14 protein-coding genes are annotated in these 17,909 nt (G+C 72.0%); 8 read left to right on the top strand and 6 right to left on the bottom strand.

What is annotated here, in order from left to right; all coding sequences use genetic code 11:
* Positions 1 to 143: 143 nt before the first annotated feature.
* From CXH06_RS00225 to CXH06_RS00205, 5 genes are all read left to right on the top strand, one after another.
* Positions 144 to 1,781 carry an arylsulfatase gene (locus CXH06_RS00225; RefSeq protein ID WP_114853145.1) on the top strand — a complete coding sequence of 546 codons (1,638 nt, stop codon included), beginning with the start codon at positions 144 to 146 and terminating at the stop codon, positions 1,779 to 1,781.
* Between the two features lie 101 nt (positions 1,782 to 1,882).
* Positions 1,883 to 3,160 carry an ABC transporter substrate-binding protein gene (locus CXH06_RS00220; RefSeq protein ID WP_157975528.1) on the top strand — a complete coding sequence of 426 codons (1,278 nt, stop codon included), beginning with the start codon at positions 1,883 to 1,885 and terminating at the stop codon, positions 3,158 to 3,160.
* 42 nt (positions 3,161 to 3,202) lie between these two features.
* Positions 3,203 to 4,144 (top strand): carbohydrate ABC transporter permease, encoded by a 942-nt coding sequence (locus CXH06_RS00215; RefSeq protein WP_114853143.1) that lies wholly within the window; start codon positions 3,203 to 3,205, stop codon positions 4,142 to 4,144.
* Positions 4,144 to 5,034, top strand: a complete 891-nt coding sequence (locus CXH06_RS00210; protein ID WP_114853142.1) for a carbohydrate ABC transporter permease — start codon at positions 4,144 to 4,146, stop codon at positions 5,032 to 5,034. Before CXH06_RS00215 ends, CXH06_RS00210 begins: the two co-directional genes overlap by 1 nt.
* 124 nt (positions 5,035 to 5,158) lie before the next feature.
* On the top strand, positions 5,159 to 6,397 hold the full coding sequence (locus CXH06_RS00205; RefSeq protein WP_114853141.1) for a family 1 glycosylhydrolase: 1,239 nt from the start codon (positions 5,159 to 5,161) through the stop codon (positions 6,395 to 6,397).
* A gap of 85 nt (positions 6,398 to 6,482) precedes the next feature.
* On the opposite strand, the gene CXH06_RS00200 is transcribed toward CXH06_RS00205, so the two are convergent.
* From CXH06_RS00200 to CXH06_RS00180, 5 genes are all read right to left on the bottom strand, one after another.
* Complete coding sequence (locus CXH06_RS00200) at positions 6,483 to 9,221, bottom strand: sugar-binding protein (RefSeq protein ID WP_114853140.1); 2,739 nt, start codon at positions 9,219 to 9,221, stop codon at positions 6,483 to 6,485.
* A gap of 71 nt (positions 9,222 to 9,292) precedes the next feature.
* On the bottom strand, positions 9,293 to 10,516 hold the full coding sequence (locus tag CXH06_RS00195) for a carbohydrate kinase family protein (RefSeq protein ID WP_232820132.1): 1,224 nt from the start codon (positions 10,514 to 10,516) through the stop codon (positions 9,293 to 9,295).
* Positions 10,516 to 11,319, bottom strand: coding sequence for a carbohydrate ABC transporter permease (locus CXH06_RS00190; protein ID WP_114853139.1), 804 nt, complete (start codon positions 11,317 to 11,319; stop codon positions 10,516 to 10,518). Before CXH06_RS00190 ends, CXH06_RS00195 begins: the two co-directional genes overlap by 1 nt.
* Complete coding sequence (locus tag CXH06_RS00185; protein ID WP_114853138.1) at positions 11,316 to 12,224, bottom strand: carbohydrate ABC transporter permease; 909 nt, start codon at positions 12,222 to 12,224, stop codon at positions 11,316 to 11,318. The genes CXH06_RS00190 and CXH06_RS00185 overlap by 4 nt, the downstream gene beginning before the upstream one ends.
* A 5-nt stretch (positions 12,225 to 12,229) precedes the next feature.
* Positions 12,230 to 13,594, bottom strand: a complete 1,365-nt coding sequence (locus tag CXH06_RS00180) for an ABC transporter substrate-binding protein (RefSeq protein WP_114853137.1) — start codon at positions 13,592 to 13,594, stop codon at positions 12,230 to 12,232.
* Positions 13,595 to 13,754: 160 nt separating this feature from the next.
* On the opposite strand from CXH06_RS00180, the gene CXH06_RS00175 reads away from it, so the two are divergent.
* Both CXH06_RS00175 and CXH06_RS00170 read left to right on the top strand, forming a co-directional pair.
* Positions 13,755 to 14,525: a DeoR/GlpR family DNA-binding transcription regulator gene (locus CXH06_RS00175; protein WP_114853136.1), complete on the top strand. Its 771-nt coding sequence runs from the start codon at positions 13,755 to 13,757 to the stop codon at positions 14,523 to 14,525.
* Complete coding sequence (locus tag CXH06_RS00170) at positions 14,522 to 15,940, top strand: 6-phospho-beta-glucosidase (RefSeq protein WP_114853135.1); 1,419 nt, start codon at positions 14,522 to 14,524, stop codon at positions 15,938 to 15,940. The genes CXH06_RS00175 and CXH06_RS00170 overlap by 4 nt, the downstream gene beginning before the upstream one ends.
* A gap of 202 nt (positions 15,941 to 16,142) precedes the next feature.
* Here CXH06_RS00170 and CXH06_RS00165 read toward each other — a convergent pair whose 3' ends face one another.
* Positions 16,143 to 16,976 carry an aldo/keto reductase gene (locus CXH06_RS00165; protein WP_114853134.1) on the bottom strand — a complete coding sequence of 278 codons (834 nt, stop codon included), beginning with the start codon at positions 16,974 to 16,976 and terminating at the stop codon, positions 16,143 to 16,145.
* 166 nt (positions 16,977 to 17,142) lie between these two features.
* On the opposite strand from CXH06_RS00165, the gene CXH06_RS00160 reads away from it, so the two are divergent.
* Complete coding sequence (locus CXH06_RS00160; protein ID WP_114853133.1) at positions 17,143 to 17,898, top strand: TSUP family transporter; 756 nt, start codon at positions 17,143 to 17,145, stop codon at positions 17,896 to 17,898.
* Positions 17,899 to 17,909: the final 11 nt, after the last annotated feature.

Genomic DNA, 17,909 nt, shown 5'->3' with positions numbered 1-17,909 from the left:
GCTCGGATCGTACCGGTTCGTCGAGGTCGGATCCCCGTGAGCACTCTGGTCGGGGACCGTCCTGACCCCGGGGTTGACGCTGGCGCACCACCCCTCTACAGTCCCGTAATACATCGATGTACTACCGGAGTGGAGGCGCCGCCATGACGCAGGGAACCCGTCCGTCCCGCCCGGACATCGTGATCCTCCTGGCCGATGACATGGGTTTCTCGGACATCGGCTGCTACGGAGGCGAGATGCGGACGCCCGTGCTCGACGCGCTCGGGCGCGACGGCACGCGATGCACCCAGTTCTACAACTCGCCGCGCTGTTCGCCGACCCGGGCGAGCCTGCTCACGGGCCTGCACCCCCACCAGGTGGGCGTCGGCATCCTGACAGGTGACGAGCGCCCCGACGGGTACGCCGGGGATCTCTCCGAGCAGTGCCACACCATCGCCGAGCTGCTGCGGGACACCGGCTACGGCACATACCTCGCCGGGAAATGGCACCTCAGCGCCAGCATGACGACGCCCACCGGTTCCTGGCCCCTGGAGCGCGGCTTCGAACGCGCCTACGGGACGATCGACGGTGCCGGCTCCTACTTCACGCCCGCCACACTCCACCGCGAAGGGGAGGACGCCGCGGCCGAGACGGCCGCGGACGACTTCTACTACACCGATGCGATCGGCGAGGCGGGCGCCGAGTACGTCACCGAGCACGCCCGGCAGCGCCCGGACGACCCCCTGTTCCTCTACGTCCCGTTCACCGCCCCGCACTGGCCGCTGCACGCCCCCGAGGCCGATATCGAGCGATGCCGGGGGCGCTACGACGAGGGCTGGGACGCGACCCGGCGGCGGCGCTACGAGAACCTCCGGCGCGAGGGGATCATCGACCCCCGCTGGGACCTCAGCGATCGGGACGACTCGGTCCCGGCCTGGGAGGACGCCGCCGAGCACGGCTGGCAGTCCCGGCGGATGGAGGTCTACGCCGCCCAGGTCGAGGCGATGGACCGCGCGATCGGGCGCATCGTCGAGGAGCTGGAGCGCACCGGCCGGCTCGAGAACACCCTGCTGCTGTTCCTCTCCGACAACGGCGCCTGCGAGGAGGAGATGCCGCCCGGCGGGGACGAGCGCTTCCGCAACGAGCCCATCGTGCCGAACGCGACCCGCGACGGCCGGGAGATCCAGCTCGGCAACAACCCGGCGATCGAACCCGGGGGCGAGGACACCTACACCAGCTACGGCCGCGAATGGGCGAACGTCTCCGCCGCGCCGTTCCGCGAGTACAAGCACTGGGTCCACGAGGGCGGGATCTCGACGCCGCTGATCGCGCACTGGCCCGCCGGCCTGGGCCGGCCCGGAGACCTGTGCCGGGTCCCGGCCCAGCTCGTCGACATCGTTCCCACGCTGCTGGAGGCCTCCGGCGCAGAGTACCCCGCCCAGCGCGAGGAGCACGCCGTGCCCCCGCCGGAGGGAACCAGCCTGCTCCCCCTCCTGCGCGGGGAGAGCACCGAGCACGGTCCGCTGCTGTGGGAGCACGAGGGCAACAGAGCGGTCCGCTCCGGACGATGGAAGCTCGTGCGCAAGCACGCCCACCCCTGGGAGCTGTACGACCTCGAGGCGGACCGCACCGAACTGCACGATCTCGCCGCCGAGAACCCGGACCTCGTGGCCGCCCTGGCCGCCGTCTCCGAGCAGTGGGCGCGGCGCGTCGGCGTCATCGACCGCGACCGGATCCTGCGGGCTCAGGCACGCCGCGCGCAGGAGGACTGCGCACCGGAGGGCGCGCCGCTCCCCCGCTGACCGGCTCCGCGAGGCATCCACCCCACCCCATCCCCCACCGCCCTCACCCCCACCTGCAGTAGTACATCGATGTATTACCCCGTTCCCGAGGAGGACCCGTGGTGAACGCACCGCCTGCCCGTCCCCGCGTCCCGCGGCGCACTCTCGGCGCCGCAGCGCTCCTGGCACCGCTGGCCGCCGCCCCACTGGCCGGCTGCACCCGCGAGGACGGCCCTGTCACCGTCACCGTCTGGCACGGATTCACCGAGGCCGATGGCCAGATCGTCGGCGAGCTGGCCGAGGAGTTCAATGCCTCCCAGAGCACCTATCGCATCGCCGTCGAAGTGAGTCCGTGGAACGTCATCACGGACAAGATCCTGCCCGCCGTCTCCGCCGGCAACGGACCGGATCTCGTGGTGCAGACTCCCTCGGACGGCGAGCGCTACGCCCGCCAAGGGGCCTTCGTCCCCGTCCAGGACTTCTACGACGATCCCGCCAACGAGACGGACACGTATCTCGAGAACGTCACCGCGTACACGCGGATCGACGGGCAGCAGTACGGCGTCCCGATGGGTTATGGCCCCTTCGCGTGCTGGTACTCCGTGGCCGCCTTCGACGAGGCCGGCATCACCGAGCCGCCGAGGACCTGGGAGGAATGGATCGCTCTCGCCGAGGAGCTCACGATCCCCGGCGCCGCACGGCCCGAGCGCTACGGATTGAGCCTGGCCGATCGCGACACCTCCCAGATCGTTCCGACCATGCTCGAGGCCAACGGCGGCGACGCCTACGCCGACGGCGCGGTCGTGCTCGACTCCCCGCAGAACGTCGAGACGCTGGAGTGGTGGCGCGAGGCGTACCGCCGCGGCTGGGGTCCCACCAACATCACCCTGCCCAAGTCCGTCGACCTGTTCAAGAACGGCAAGGCGGCGATGACCGTCCTCGGTCCGTGGATGATCACCGTCGCCGAGTCGGTCGGCCTGGAGATCGGCGTCTTCGAGGTCCCCGCGGGCCCTCAGCGCAGCGTGACCCAGGCGGCCGCGAACTACTGGTGGCTCACCGCGCAGGCCGACGACGAGGTCCGCGCGGGAGCCTTCGCCTTCCTGCGCCACGTCAACAGCCACGACGCGCAGGTCCGATGGGCGCTGGGCTCGTACTACCCGCCGAACCGCACCGATATCACCGAGGACGAGCTGGCCGAGAACCCCTATGTCGCCGCCATGACCTCGTACACGAAGGACGCGACCGTGCGGCTGGACGGCCTGCCCCGCGGCGGCGCAGATGCCGAATCCGTCCTGACCACCCTGAGCGTGCACATCACGGAGGACAGCGGGGGCGACGTCGCCGGCCTGCTGTCCGATGCCGCGCTCCAGCTCGAGGACGCGATCGACGAGGACGACTGACTCGTTCCGCGACCGTCCCCTCTCCGAGAGAAGGCACCAGTCATGAGCATGTCCCTCACCGCTCGCCCCGGTTCGCGGGCTCCCCGCCGGATCGGCGGCGTCGTCGCCCGCCACGAACGGGCACGATCCCTGCGCGCCCTCGCCTTCCTGGCCCCGGCGCTGCTGGTCATCGTCGTCTTCGTCCTCTTCCCCGCCCTCGAGGCGCTGAGGTTGTCCTTCACCGACGCGAGCGGCTTCGGCCAGTCCTCCTGGGTGGGCCTGGACAACTACGTGGAGGTGTTCTCCAGCAGCTCCTCGCGCCGCGCGATCCTGAACACCCTCGCCTACGCGGCGATGTACGGGCCGGGGGTGATCATCTTCGGTCTGGCCTGCGCGCTGCTGCTGAACCGACAGGACATCCCCTTCCGGTCATTCTTCCGGACCATCATCTTCCTCCCGTTCGTGATCTCCATGGCCGTCGCCTCGATCGCCTGGAACTTCCTGCTGGACCCGAATCTGGGGCTGGTGTCCTACTGGCTGAGCAAGATCGGGATCCACGGCGGCGATCTCTTCGCCTCGAGCTGGGCGCTGCCCGTGGTCACCGGCATCGCCGTGTGGAAGAACTTCGGCTACTTCATGGTGATCTTCCTGGCCGGGCTGCAGGGCATCCCGGGCCATCTCTACGAGGCGGCCACGCTCGACGGCGCCGGCCCCTGGCGGAAGCTCTTCGCGGTCACCCTGCCCGGGCTGCGCAGCACCATGACCTTCGTGATCATCTTCGCCCTGGTCGGGTCGTTCCAGGCGTTCGATCAGATCTACATCCTCACCCAGGGCGGCCCCGATCATGCCACCGAGACGATCGTCTACCGCATCTACACCGACGGCTTCCGCGACTTCGAGATGGGCTACGCCTCCGCGTTCTCCTACGTGCTGCTCGCGATCACCCTCGTCCTGGGTCTCGTGCAGCTGCGCATCAACGCCGCCCAGGAGAAGGACCTGATCTGATGACTGCTCCCACCGCCTCTGTCGCCCCTTCTCCGGCTCTCACTCCGCGCCGACGACCCACCACCCCCTCACAGATCGCCCGCAAGGCGCTGCTCCTGGCGGGACTGATGGCGATCTCCGCGCTGACCGCTTTCCCGGTGCTGGTCGTCGCGATCGCCGCCTTCACGCCGGAGGCCCAGATCAATGACTGGCCTCCGCGGCTGCTTCCCGACTCCTTCACCCTCGCGAACTTCACCGACCTCGCGCAGCGCCTGCCCATCGGGCGGCAGATGTGGAACTCCTTCGTCTTCGCCGCCGCGGTCACCGTGCTCGCCCTGATCTTCAACTCGCTGGCCGCCTACGCCCTGGCCCGGATCGATTTCCGCGGCAACGGCCTCGTGCTGACGGTGCTCATCGCGACCATGATGATCCCGTTCCAGGCCCTGCTGATCCCGATCTACCAGATGGTGGCGTCGCTGGGCTGGGTCAACACCCTGTGGGGTCTGGTGGTGCCGCGCGCGGCCGATGTCGCCGGGATCTTCCTGCTGCGCCAGTTCTTCGTCACGCTGCCGCGGGACCTGGACTCTGCCGCCCGCATCGACGGGGCCGGGGAGCTGCGGGTGTTCTGGTCGATCATCCTGCCGAACGCGAAACCCGCCCTGCTGACCATGGCGCTGTTCCACTTCGTGAACAACTGGAACGACCTGCTGTGGCCGCTGATCATGACCAACGATTCGGCGCACCGGCCTCTCACCGCCGGCCTCACGCTGTTGACCGGCTCGGCGACGGGCGCCGCGCCCTACGGCGTGGTGATGGCCGGATCCCTGCTCGCGATCGTCCCGCTGGTGGTCATGTACCTGCTGGTCCAGCGTCGCTTCATCGAGGGCGTCGCGATGTCCGGCTTGAAGTGAGCACCGCGGGGAGCCTCGCGCACCACTCGCCACACCCTCTGTGCACCCCCGCACGCACCATCCCATCGGCGGCCCCTGCCCCGAGACCCCGACAGGCTCGTCTCGCGAGCCGGAACAGGACACCATGACCTGGTATCAGGACGGCACTCTCCACTACGCCCTGGGCATCGAGGACACCTTCGTCCCGCAGACCCGCCCGGGGGAGCGTGCGCTGGACGAGTACGAGCTCACCGAGCACTACACCCACGTCGACGAGGACCTTGCCAAGGTCGCGGAGGTCGGGGCGGACATGCTGCGCTGGGGAGTGCCGTGGTACCGCGTCAGCCCGGAGCCCGGCCGATGGGACTGGGAGTGGACCGACCGGGCGATCGACCGTTTCGGTGAGGTCGGGGTGCGGCCGGTGATCGACCTCCTCCACTACGGGACGCCGCAGTGGATGGACGGGGAGTTCGCCCACCCGGACTTCGCCTCCCGCTTCTCCGAGTTCGCGACGACCTTCGCCGAGCGCTACGCCGACCGCGTCACCGACTACACGCCCGTCAACGAGCCGATGATCCATGCCCAGTTCTCCGGCGAGATCGCCTACTGGCCGCCCTACCTCAGCGGCGACGACGGGCTGGTGCGGATGATCACCGCGCTGACCGCCGGGTTCGTGGGTGCCCAGCACGGCATCGCCGAGGTCCTGGGGAGCCGCGCCACCTTCGTGCACGTCGAGGCCAGCCTCCGCCTCGCCGGTGACCTCGAGGGGGAGCATCGCGAGCTCGTCGACCATCTGCGGGACCGTCGCTACATCGTGGAGGACCTGGTCACCGGTCGGGTCGGCGACGGGCACCCGCTGCTGGAGTTCCTGCAGCGTCACGGCATGCCCGACTCTCTGCTGTCCGAGCTGGTCGAGAAGCCCGCCCTGCCCGACGTGATGGGCGTGAACTACTACCCGCAGCACTCCACCCGACTGTTCCGCGACGGCGAGCACCACACGGGCGGCTTCCACGATCCGGCCCCCACGCAGAACGACGGCGTCGCCGGCCTCGAGGACCTCCTGGTCACCTACGAGGAGCGCTACGGCGCGCCCGTCGCGCTCACCGAGACCTGCGTCGAAGGCACCGTCGAGGAGCGCATCGCCTGGATGGACGCCTCGCTCGCCGCGATCCATGCCCTGCGCGAGGCCGGTCATCAGATCGTCGCCTACACCTGGTGGCCGCTGTTCGACATGTACGAGTGGACCTACCGCCACGCGACCGGTCCGCGCGCCGAGTCCCAGCTGCCGATGGGCCTGTTCGACCTGGTCGAGTCCGACTCCGGCCTCCTCCGCCGGCGCAATCCGGTGGCCGATGCCTTCGTGAGGCACGCGCGGGGCCTGTGAGGCAGGGGCGGGGCGGGGGCGCCGTCCCCGCGCCCCCGCACGCGGCGTGGAGCACGGCGGCCCCGCGGAGCCCGCCGCGACCGCCTCAGGCCACGACGGCGCTCGCCGCCGCGGTGCCCTCCTCGCTCTCGACGGAGAGCACCAGGTGCACGGTCGCGCCGTCGGCCGGGGTGCCGGTCATCGGCACCTCCACCTCGTCCTTCCCGGTGCCCGTCTCCCGGGCGTCGAGCGCGCCGAGGATCGCGGCCCCGTCCCAGAGGTAGGCCCGCAGGGTGCCGGTCCGGTCGGTGCGCACCCGGGCGGAGACGCCGCCGTCGGTGGCGGTGACCTGGTCGACGCGCAGCGCCCCGGCCGGGAGCACGGCGGCGCCACCGAGCCCGGTGCCGTCCTGGTCCGCCTGCAGGATCGAGGCCGGGGACTCCACCGAGCGGGCGGCGGTGTCCGGGATCCGCGGCTCCACCGGGGCGGGGTCGGCGGGCGTCAGGTCCGGCAGCTCGAGCACGCCCCAGCGGGAGGGGTCCGCCTGGATGCCGCCGAAGGTGGACCAGCCGATCCGGGACTGGCCGGTCCGGTCCTGGGTGTCGGAGTCGTAGACGACCACGTTGAAACCCATCGAGGTGGGGTCGATGCCGTCGGGCAGCTCCGCGATGGGGATGCGGGTCTCGACCAGGTAGCCCTCGTACGGGTCGGAGACCTTCGCGGCGACCTGCACGCCGGGGGCGGTGTCCGCGATCGTACCCTGGCGGTTGTCGTGGTCGCGCCCGGCGGCCGGGCCGCCGATCCCGCCGTCCACCGCGGTGCCCGGCAGGATGCCGAGGATGAAGGTGGTCGAGGTGTTGTCCGAGGTGCCGCGCGGATCGATCATGATCTCGATCGAATCCGTGCGGAACCGCTGCTTGTTGTCCTCCGGCGGCAGCAGCGCGCCCAGCACGTCGTCGACGACCTGCACGAACACGTAGAGGTTCTCCTCGTCGTAGGTGACCCAGGTGCGACCGGAGGCGTCCGCCGGCTCGACCGCCTCGCCCTCCCACAGGGTGCCGATGTCGATCCCGTCCCCGGGGAACTCGCCGCTGCCGCGCACGGCATCCACCTCGACGCCCTCGGTGGGCGCGGCGACCAGGCGCGGCACCAGGTGCATCCCCTGCTCGACCGGCGCGGTGACGCCGGAGGCGGTGGCGGCGACCGTCACGGGGTACACCCCGCCGTCCGGCGCCCGGTTGGCGGTGGGCAGCGAGGAATCCGTGTTCTCCAGGCGCACCTCCACCCGCCTCTCGCCCTGCGCCGGGACGCCCTCGACCAGCAACTCGGCCGGCTCGGCGGTGAAGCCCTCGGGCAGCTCGAGCACCACCTCGGCGTCCTGCACGGCCGCGGAGTGGTTCCGCACCACGAGCTCCACGGTGTCGGCGCGGCCGGAGCCGAGGGTGTACCGGGTGGGGACCAGCGCGTCGAGTCGCTGCATGCCCAGCTCCGCGGTCCAGTCGAGGAAGGCCGCGATCTCGGGGCGGTCCTCCAGCCCGGCCTCGACCGGCCCGGCCGTGCGCACAGGGAGCACGTTCTCCCCGTTCGCACCCTTCGAGGTGGCGCGGGCGCGCAGCAGCAGGTGCTCGCCCGGGGCGGTCTCCGCCGGGGGCGTGACCGAGAAGGTCGCCTCGCGCTCCTGGTGCGCCGGGACGGTGCCCAGCTCCTGCGCGTCGCCGACGGACCATCCCTCGGGAACCTCGAGCTCGACCGCGGCGCCGGGCAGGGCGCGGCCGGGCGCGCCGAGCGTGACGGTGACCTCGAGCGCCTCTCCCGGCAGGGCGGTGAAGCGCTCCGAGCGCAGCTCGAGGGTGGTCCCCAGCGGCAGTCCTCCGTCGATCGGCAGGGTCGCGCCCTGGAGCGCCGCGGTGTCGGAGCTGGTGGGGTCGGCCAGCGGGGTGCGGGAGTCGATCAGCGTGAACCAGGTGGCGGGGATCTGCTCCGGCTCGGTGGGCGAGGGCGGGATCGCGAACCAACCCTGGGTGCGGTACGCGTGCACGGAGTCGTCGCGCACGGCGCTCCAGCGCTTGCCGTGCCGCACGGACTCGGTGCCGTTCCACGCGCCGAAGACGACGTCGCTGGGCACCTCGGGCTCGTAGCCCGCACCGACGGCGTCCGGCCCGGTGCCGGCGCTGCCGGTGGAACCGGAGCGGAGGATCCGTCGCGGGGCGAAGGGACGCAGCCCCTCCTCGAAGTGCTCGGGGAAGACGTCCTCCCGTCCGGCCAGCAGGTAGGCCTCGACCGCGTACATCGCGGCCTGCTGATGGTTGCCGTGGTTGCCCTCGACGGCGGAGGGGTTCATGGTGACGATGACGTCGGGCCGGGTCGCGCGGACCACCCGGATCACCCGGCTCAGGGCCGCCCGGCCACCCCACACCTCGTCGGTCAGCGGGGCGGAGAGGGTGTAGAAGAAGTCGACCGCGTCGAGGTTGAAGACGTGCTCGATGCCGGCGAGACCCACGGCGGTGCGCTCCTCGGTCTCGCGGATCAGGCCCAGCGCCGGGCCCTCCTCGAGGCCGACGGCGTTGCCGCCGCCCTCCCCGCGGGTGAGGGTGACGACGCCGGCGCGCTGCCCCTCGAACTCGTTCCACTGGCCCAGCGCCGCGAGGGTCCAGGCCTCGTCATCGGGGTGCGCGCCGATGTAGAGGATGTCGAGATCGACGGTGCCGTCGGCGAGCGCCCGCTCCATCGGCGGCAGGCCCGGCAGGTCCAGGGCGGTCGCACCGGCGGCGAGGCCGAGCACCGCGGAGCCCTGCAGCAGGCGGCGGCGAGTGAGGGAAGGGGCGGGGGGATGGGGATGCGACATGATTCCTGACTTCTCTCGAGAGGTGACGCGGCGGTGCGTCGTGGACAGGCGTCGGTGCGGTGGGGACGGGTTCAGTGCACTCCCGCGTCGGAGCGCAGCGCGAAGGTGCCCTGGGCGCGGCGGCGGCCCTGGACGGGATGGTCGGGGACGACGTCGTCGAGGAAGCGGTACCCGCGGCGGGTGTAGGCGGCGCGGAGGTCACCGCCGTCGGCGGCCTCGCTCATGGACCGCCACCAGTCGGCCAGGTCGCCCCAGCCGGGAGCGGCGAGGGAGCCGCCGAACTGCTGGACGGCCAGCGCCGAGCACAGCGAGGCGAAGCGCAGCCGCTCCTCGAGCGGCCAGGACGCGAGGGTGCCCAGCACCATCGCGGCCGCGAACACGTCCCCGGCGCCGGTGGTGTCGATCGCGGTGACCGGCACCGCCGGGCAGTACGCCTCCTCACCGGTCGAGCCGTCCACCGCGTAGGAGCCGTGGACGCCGTCGGTGACCACGGCGAGCGGCACCCTCTCGGCCAGCGCCCGCACCGCCCGGTCGGGGCTGTCGGTGCGGGTGTAGGCCATCGCCTCGAGGGCGTTGGGGGTGAAGGCGTGGCAGTGCGCGAGCGGGGCGAGGTCCGCGGTGTCCCAGCGGCCGGTCTCGTCGAAGCCGATGTCCGCGAAGACCAGCGAGCCGCGGCGCGAGAGCTCCGCCCACCAGGAGGTCTCCCCCGCCAGGTCCACCACGGCCGCGCGTGCGTCGGGGGCGGCGGCGATGAGGGCGCTCAGCGGCTCGGGCAGGTCGTGGCCGTGGGTGGCCATGGCCCGGTCGCCCTCGGCGGCGATGGAGACCGTCAGCGCGGAGTGGAAGTCGCTGAAGCGGCGGGAGGCGGACAGGTCGATGCCCTCCTCGTGCGCCATGGTGTGCCACATCCAGTCCCCGTAGGCGTCGTCCCCGAAGCCGGCGACGAGCCCAGTGCGCAGCCCGAGGCGGGCGGCCGCTGTGGCGAGGTTCGCGATGCCGCCGGGGCTCGAGCCCATGCCCTTGCTCCACAGCTCCTCGCCGGGCCGCGGCAGACGCTCCATGCCGGTGAAGACGATGTCGAAGAAGACGGTGCCGGACAGCAGCACGTCCAGCGGCGGGTCCTCGGGGGTGCGCTGCGCGGCCAGGGGGTCCCAGTCCTGGCGCCCGGCGGCCTCCGGCGGGGCCGGGGTGGAGCCTCCCCCGGCCCGGCCGGCCGGCGGGACGGCCGGCGGCGGGACGGCCGGCGGCGGGAGCGGGTCGGCGGCGGAGACGGGGGCGTCGGGTCGGTCGGTCATCACTTGGCGACTCCTTCGAGCATTCCGCGGATGAAGTGGCGTTGGAGCAGGAGGAAGAGGATCACGGTGGGCAGGGCGACGATGACCGCTCCCGCGGCGAGCAGCGCCGTCTCCGCGGTGTACTGGCCCTGGAAGTTCGCCAGACCCAACGGGGCGGTGCGCAGCCGGCCGCCGGGCGCCATGATCAGCGCGATGAGGAACTCGTTCCAGGTCCACATGAACACCAGCACCACCATCGTCACGATCGCGGGCCGGGAGGCGGGCACGAGGATCTGCACCAGGGCCCGCAGCGGACCGGCGCCGTCGAGGGCGGCGGCCTCGATCAGGCTCACCGGCAGGGCGCGGAACTGCGCCCGCAGCCAGAAGGTGCCGAAGGCGATGGACTGCGCCACCTGCGGCAGTGCGATCGCGAGATAGGTGTCGGTCAGGCCCAGGGTCCGCAGGTCGAAGAACAGCGGGATGATCGTGGCCTCGGCGGGGATCATCATGCCCAGCAGGAAGAGGTAGAACAGCACGGTCGCGCCGCGGAAGTGCATGGTCCCGAAGGCGTATCCGGCGAGGATCGAGAGCGCGGTCGCCGTCGTCACCACGATCACGGCGACCACCGCGGAGTTCCCCAGCGTCCGACCGAAACCGCCGATGGTCCAGGCCCGCGCGAAGTTGCCCAGGTGGATCCCGCCGCTCTCCCCGAGCGGGGCGGAGACGGCGGTGACCAGGATGGTGATCACGGGCGCGAGGGCGAAGGCGGCGAAGCCCAGCAGCAGGACGTAGTTCATCGTCGTCTCGGCGCGGGAGACCCTCATGCCTCACGCTCCCCGATGCGGGTCACGCCCACGTTGATCGCGAAGATCAGCAGCGTGAGCACGATCGCGACCGCGGAGGCGCTGCCCACCTCGCGCAGCTCGAAGGCGCGGAAGTACACCTCGAAGCTGGGCACCGTGGTGGTGTTGCCGGGCCCGCCGGAGGTGGTCATGTAGACCAGGTCGAAGGTCTTCAGCGCCGCGATGATCGTCAGCACCAGGGCCACGCTGATCTCGCCGCGGACCGCGGGCAGAGTGATCGCGAAGAACTCGCGGACCGCTCCGGCCCCGTCCAGGCGCGCGGCCTCGAACAGCTCCGCGGGGATACGGCTCATGCCCGAGAGCATCAGCAGCATCACCAGCCCCATCTCCACCCAGGTGCCGATGAAGCCGACGGCCGCCAGGGCCGTGCCCGGATCGCCCAGCCAGCCGCGCGTGAGGGACTCGAGACCGACCACCCGCAGCAGGTCGTTGAGCAGACCGGTGGGCGCATAGATCTGCCGCCACGCCACCGCGACCACCACCAGCGCGATGACCTGCGGCAGGAAGACCACGGTGCGGAAGAAGCCCATCCCCCGCACCTGCCCGCGCCGCAGGATCGCCGCCAGCACCAGCCCGATCGCCAGCGGGATCACCGCGTAGAAGGCGATCAGCACCAGGGCGTTGCCGATCGCCGCCCGGAAGTCCTCGTCCGCGACCAGGTCGAGATAGTTGCGCAGCCCCACGAAGGTCGAGGAGCCGAAGCCCTTCCACTCGAAGAGGGAGAACTGGGCGGCCCGCACCAGCGGGTACAGCGAGAACGCGCCGTAGACCAGCAGGGCCGGGAGGAGGAACAGGTACGGGGTGAGGGCGGAGCGGGCCACCGCGGAGGGGCGGCCCCTCCGGCGGGTCGCGGGACGTGGAGCCATGCGCCTCAGGATCCCTCGGTGAACGCGCCGTAGTCCTCCTGCAGGGCCTGCGCGGCCTCCTCCGGCGTGGCCTGGCCGCCGATGACCTCCTGGAGGGTGGCCCCGGCGGTGTCGGCGAAGGACGGGGTGGCGTAGTCGAGATAGGGCAGCAGGGTGCCCTCGGTGGAGACGGCGTCGAAGGCTTCGTAGATGTCCTTGTTGACGCCGCCGGCCGGGGCGAGCTCGGCGGTGCGGTTCACCGGCATGCCACCGTTCTCGGCGATCATGGCCATCGCGTCGTCGCTGGTGATGAAGTCGATGAAGGCGGCGGCCGCGGCGGGGTTCGCGGCGGCGGAGGGGATCGCGAAGGGGATGCCGGTGCCGCCGGTGGTGGCGACGGCCCCGTCGGCCCCGGGCGGGGGTGCCATGAAGCGCAGGTCCTCACCCATCACGGCCTCCATGTCCGGGCCCAGCCAGGAGCCGCCGATGAGCAGCACGCCGGTGCCCTCGGTGAACTGCGGCCAGGCGTCGTCGTAGGCGAGGCCGTTCGGGGAGTCGCCCAGCGCCCCGCCGCTGCCCCACTCGGCGAGCTGGGTGAGCGCCGCGACGTTCTCCTCGCTGGTCCAGTCCGCGCCCGCGTTGCCCATGCCCAGGGTCACGATGGTCTCGGCGTCCACGTAGTGCGCCTGCAGGGGGCCGAAGACGTGCAGGGCGGGCCACTGGTCGAGGTTGCCCAGCATGATCGGCTGCTCGCCGGCCGTCGCCGCCGCCTCGACCAGGGCGAAGACGTCGTCCCAGGTGGCCGGCGCCTCCAGGCCCAGCTCGTCGAGCTTGGCCTGGGAGTAGTAGATGCCGCAGACCTCGCCGGTCTGGGCGAGGCCGTAGAGGGAGCCCTCACCGAAGGTGACGCCGTCCGCGGAGTAGCTCATCTTGCCCAGCACGCTGGGGGCGTAGCGCTCGGTCCAGCCGTAGGCCTCGGCGTAGCCGGTGAGGTCGGTGAGCAGGCCGTCGGCCACGAAGGCGCCCATGTCGCCGCGGGCGTTGTTGACCTGCAGGACGTCGGGGACGTCGTTGCCGGACAGGGCCAGGCCGGTCTGCTGCTGGAGGTCGTCGAAGGACTGCGAGTTCCGCTCGATCGTGACATTGGGGTACTCGGCCCGGAACGCCTCGATGAGCGCCTCGATGGCGTCGTTCTGTGCGCCGCGCACCTCCTGGTCCCAGACCACCAGGGTGATCTCGCCCAGGGCGGCGATGTCGGTGTCGACCTCCTCGGCCGACGGGCCGGCGCCCTCGTCCCCGCCGCCCCCGCCGTCGGAGCCGGGGGCGCAGGCGGCCAGGAGGCCGAGACCGCCGAGCGCAGCGGTGCTGCCGAGGAAGTTCCGTCGTCGCATGATGTCCTCCTGGGGGTGGTCGGCGGCACCGCCTCGTCGCGGTCGCGCCCTCCGATGCCGGCCATGTGGTCCGGCACACCATGATGGCACGAGTTGTTCGGGCCTGCACAGCTTTGCGCAGTCCTGCGCGAAAATGCTCACTCGGTGCTACGGTGACGCCATGCTGAGCGAGGAGCGCCATCGAGCGATCGCGACGGCGCTCCGACGACGGGGCACCGTCACGGTCGCCGCGCTCAGCTCCGACCTGGGCGTCTCCACGGCGACGATCCGGCGCGACCTCGAGATCCTCGCCGAGGCCGGCGCGCTGCGCCGCGTGCGCGGCGGCGCCGCGTCGCTGCACGGCTCGGTGCGCCCCGAGGCCGATCCGCGCTCTTTCGCCGACGTCGCCCGCACCGCCACCGCCGAGAAGCAGGCGATCGCCGCGCGCGCCTGCTCGCTGGTCGAGGACGGCGAGGTGGTCGCCCTCGACATCGGCACGACTGTCGCGGCGATGTGCCCGCTGCTGCTGGAGCGCTCCCTCACCGTGGTCACCGCCTCCCTCGCCGTGGTGCGTGCGCTGGCGGCCGCTCCCGCCGTCGACATCGTGATCCTCGGCGGCCTGCTGCGCCCCAGCTACGACTCCATGGTCGGCACCCTCACCGAGTCCGCGCTCGCACAGCTCCGCGTGGACCGGGCCTTCCTGGGCAGCTCGGGGGTGCGGGCGGACGGCGCGGTGCTCGACTCGACCCCCAGCGAGGTGCCCGTCAAGCGCGGCCTGCTGGACATCGCCACCTCCTCCTACCTGCTCGCCGACCACGAGAAGCTCCCCGGCACGGGTTTCCTCGAGATCGCCCCGCTGGGCCGGTTCACCGCCCTGATCACCGACCGCTCACCCCACCCCTTCGAGATCACCCTCCCCGACGGGGAGGACGTGGAGGTCCTGCTGCCATGAAGCTCGCCATCCTGGGAGGCGGAGGCTTCCGCGTCCCCCTCGTGTACGAGGCGGTCGCGACCGCCGCCACCGGCCTCACGGTCGACGAGATCGCCCTGCACGACGTCGATCCCGGACGCCTCGGGACCATCTCCGCCGTCATCGAGGGGCTGGGCGAGCGGCTGCTGGCCGAGGGGCGCGCGTCCTCCCTGCCGCGGGTGCGGTCCACCACCGCGCTGCGCGAGGCGGTGACCGGGGCGGACTTCGTCTTCTCCGCCGTGCGGGTGGGCGGCGCCGAGGCCCGCACCGTCGACGAGCGGGTGGCGCTCGGGCTGGGGCTGCTGGGGCAGGAGACCATCGGCCCCGGCGGGCTCGCCTACGCGCTGCGCACCCTGCCCGTCGCGCTCGAGATCGCCGCGGCCGTCGCCGAGCTCGCCCCGCGCGCCTGGGTCATCAACTTCACCAACCCCGCCGGGATCGTCACCGAGGCGATGCGCGGCGTGCTCGGCGATCGCGTGGTGGGCATCTGCGACACCCCGATCGGGCTGGTGCGCCGCGTGGGCCGCCTGCTGGGGGTCGACCTCGTGGCCGGCGAGCGCGGTGCGGAGGTGGACTACGTGGGCCTGAACCACCTGGGCTGGCTGCGCTCGGTGCGGATCGACGGGGTCGAGCGCCTGCCCGGGCTGCTGGCCGACGACGCCGCCCTCGAGCAGATCGAGGAGGCGCGGCTGATCGGGAAGGACTGGGTGCGGGCCGACGGCGCGCTGCCCAACGAGTACCTCTTCTATTACCTGCACACCACCGCCGCGATCGAGCGCATCACCGGCGCGGCCACCACCCGGGGGGAGTTCCTCGCCAAGCAGCAGGGCGACTTCTACCTCGCAGCGGGCACCGCCGGGGCATCGGCCGACGGATGCTGCACCTCGCCGCTGGACCTCTGGCGCTCCACGCTGCACGAGCGCGAGGCGACCTACATGGCCGAGTCGCGGGACGAGGAGCGGCGCGAGGAGGACATCGCCGGCGGCGGCTACCAGGAGGTGGCGCTGCGGCTGATGACCGCGATCGCCACCGGCCGCGAGGAGCGGATGATCCTCGACGTCGGCAATGCGCCCGCAGGCGGCGAGACCCCGCCCGCCGGTCGCATCGTCCCCGAGCTGCCGTCCGATGCCGTGATCGAGGTGCTGTGCCGGGTGGACGGTGCGGGCGTGCACCCCCTGCCGGTGGCCCCGGTGGAGCTGGGGCGGCTGGGGCTCATGAGCAGTCTGCGCGCCTCCGAGCGGGCGATCCTCGAGGCCGCGCGGACCGGCTCGCGCGAGGCCGCCTGGCAGGGATTCTCGACACACCCGCTGGTCAGCTCGCCGGAGCTGGGCCGCGCCCTGCTCGAGGGGTACACCGCCGGCCACCCCCGGATCGCCGCGCTGCTCGGCGCGGGCTGAGGGGGACGGCGGGCGACGTCCCACGGGCGAGGTCCGGTGGGCGAGGTCCCACGGGCGAGGTCCCGCGAGCGAGATCCCGCGGGCGTGCCGGGACCGGTGTCGGGGCGTTCACGTAATTGCGTATGCGCAATTACACGAACGCCCCGACACCTGCCCCCTCGATCATCGACGGACCGCGCCCATCGCGATCACGTCCCCGTGGTCAGAACCCGGGGTTGGCGGGATCCGCGCCGATCCGGCCGTCGGCCCGGTCCAGGCCGTTGATCGCTTCGACCTGCTCGGAGGTCAGCTCGAGCTCCGCCGCGGCGAGGTTCGAGACGATCCGCGCGGGAGTGACGGTCTTGGGGATGACGACGTTGCCGATCGCCAGGTGCCAGGCGATGATCACCTGGCCGGCGTCGACCCCGTGCGCGGCGGCGATCTCGGTGATCACCGGGTGCTCCAGGATGTCGCCGCCCTGGCCCAGCGGGGACCACGCCTCGGTGAGGATGCCGTGGCGGGCGTGGAACTCGCGCAGCTCGTGCTGCTGGAACTCGGGGTGCAGCTCGATCTGGTGCATCACCGGCACCACGCCGGTGGCCTCGATGATCTCCTCGAGCTGCGGGATCGGGAAGTTCGAGACGCCGATGCTCGTCGCCTTCCCCTCCTTCTGCAGCTCGATGAGGGCCTTCCACGACTCCAGGTACGTCCCGCGCTGCGGGCTCGCCCAGTGGATGAGGTAGAGGTCGACGCTGTCCAGGCCGAGCTTGTCCAGCGAGGTCTGCAGCGCCGCCTTCGCGGAGTCGAAGCCCTGGTCGCCGTTGGCGAGCTTGGTGGTCACGAAGACCTCTTCGCGCGGGACGCCCGAGGACGCCACGGCGCGGCCCACGCCGCCCTCGTTCTGGTAGCCGGCGGCGGTGTCGATGTGCCGGTAGCCGGCCTCGAGCGCCTGGACGACGACGTCCGCGGCGACCTCGTCCTCGACCTGCCACACGCCGTAGCCGAGCTGGGGGACGGTCCGGCCGTCATGGAAGGAGAGTGCGGGAACAGCAGTCATGCGAGATCCTCCTCGATAGTCCTGTCCCACCAGCCTACGGTGGGACGAATCGGAGAGCGTCCACGGCCTCTCCCCCGTCCCGCCTGTCGGGATGCCCCGAACTCAGGAACGAGCGACACCCCGTGCACGACCTCCCCCGATCCGCCGCGCCCCGCCGGTTCCCGCGATGAGCCTGACCGTCGAGCTGGCCCTGATCGGTCTGGTGCTGGCCTGCGCGATCATCCAGCGCGTGGCGGGCATGGGCCTGGGCATCGTCTTCGCGCCCTACGCGGTGGTCTTGATCGGCGCCCACGAGGGGATCATGCTCGCCAACCTCCTGGGCGGGCTGGTGCCGCTGGCGATCCTCCCCCGCGTCTGGTCCCGGATCGACTGGAAGACGGTGCTCTGGCTGGGACTGCCCGCGGTCGCGGTGATGCCGGGCGCCGCCTGGCTCTCCTCGATCTCCCCCCCCCCGGCCCCGCTGTACCTCGTGGTCGCATCGCTGGTGCTGCTGAGCCTGCTGATCTCGCTCCTGCTGGCCCGCGTGGACCGGACCGTGGACGGCCGCACCGCACAGGTGGTCACCGGGATCGGGACCGGGCTCGGCACCGTCCTGGGCGGCGTGGGCGGGCCGGCCGTGACGGTCTACGCGGTGCTCTCCCGGTGGCCGGCGCTGCCCATGGTCGCCACCCTCCAGCCGCTGTGGATCCTCGTCTCCCTGGGGTCCTTCGGGACCAAGTGGGCGTGGGACGACGGCCAGCTGCCCCACCTGCCCTGGTGGGTGTGGCTGGCGATGCTCACCGCGGTGGTGGTCTCCGTGGGGCTCGGCGAGAAGGTCCAGCGGCGCCTGCCCGAGAACGGCATCCAGCGCCTGGTCATCGTGCTGGGCTTCCTCGGCGCGGCGCTGTCCCTGAGCACGGGGATGCGGCTGCTGCTGGGATGAGGCGGAGCGTC

The organism is Brachybacterium sp. YJGR34, from assembly GCF_003347015.1.
GTDB lineage: Bacteria > Actinomycetota > Actinomycetes > Actinomycetales > Dermabacteraceae > Brachybacterium.
The sequence above is the reverse complement of the archived record's forward strand: the minus strand, read 5'-3'. Positions and strand labels throughout refer to the sequence as shown.

Excerpts from the sequence above, each read along its gene's own strand:
- CXH06_RS00215 (WP_114853143.1), top strand. The coding sequence starts at position 3,203 with ATGAGCATGTCCCTCACCGCTCGCCCCGGTTCGCGGGCTCCCCGCCGG.
- CXH06_RS00225 (WP_114853145.1), top strand. The coding sequence starts at position 144 with ATGACGCAGGGAACCCGTCCGTCCCGCCCGGACATCGTGATCCTCCTG.
- CXH06_RS00210 (WP_114853142.1), top strand. The coding sequence starts at position 4,144 with ATGACTGCTCCCACCGCCTCTGTCGCCCCTTCTCCGGCTCTCACTCCG.
- CXH06_RS00170 (WP_114853135.1), top strand. The coding sequence starts at position 14,522 with ATGAAGCTCGCCATCCTGGGAGGCGGAGGCTTCCGCGTCCCCCTCGTG.
- CXH06_RS00165 (WP_114853134.1), bottom strand. The coding sequence starts at position 16,976 with ATGACTGCTGTTCCCGCACTCTCCTTCCATGACGGCCGGACCGTCCCC.
- CXH06_RS00175 (WP_114853136.1), top strand. The coding sequence starts at position 13,755 with ATGCTGAGCGAGGAGCGCCATCGAGCGATCGCGACGGCGCTCCGACGA.
- CXH06_RS00205 (WP_114853141.1), top strand. The coding sequence starts at position 5,159 with ATGACCTGGTATCAGGACGGCACTCTCCACTACGCCCTGGGCATCGAG.
- CXH06_RS00190 (WP_114853139.1), bottom strand. The coding sequence starts at position 11,319 with ATGAGGGTCTCCCGCGCCGAGACGACGATGAACTACGTCCTGCTGCTG.
- CXH06_RS00180 (WP_114853137.1), bottom strand. The coding sequence starts at position 13,594 with ATGCGACGACGGAACTTCCTCGGCAGCACCGCTGCGCTCGGCGGTCTC.
- CXH06_RS00195 (WP_232820132.1), bottom strand. The coding sequence starts at position 10,516 with ATGACCGACCGACCCGACGCCCCCGTCTCCGCCGCCGACCCGCTCCCG.
- CXH06_RS00160 (WP_114853133.1), top strand. The coding sequence starts at position 17,143 with ATGAGCCTGACCGTCGAGCTGGCCCTGATCGGTCTGGTGCTGGCCTGC.
- CXH06_RS00200 (WP_114853140.1), bottom strand. The coding sequence starts at position 9,221 with ATGTCGCATCCCCATCCCCCCGCCCCTTCCCTCACTCGCCGCCGCCTG.
- CXH06_RS00185 (WP_114853138.1), bottom strand. The coding sequence starts at position 12,224 with ATGGCTCCACGTCCCGCGACCCGCCGGAGGGGCCGCCCCTCCGCGGTG.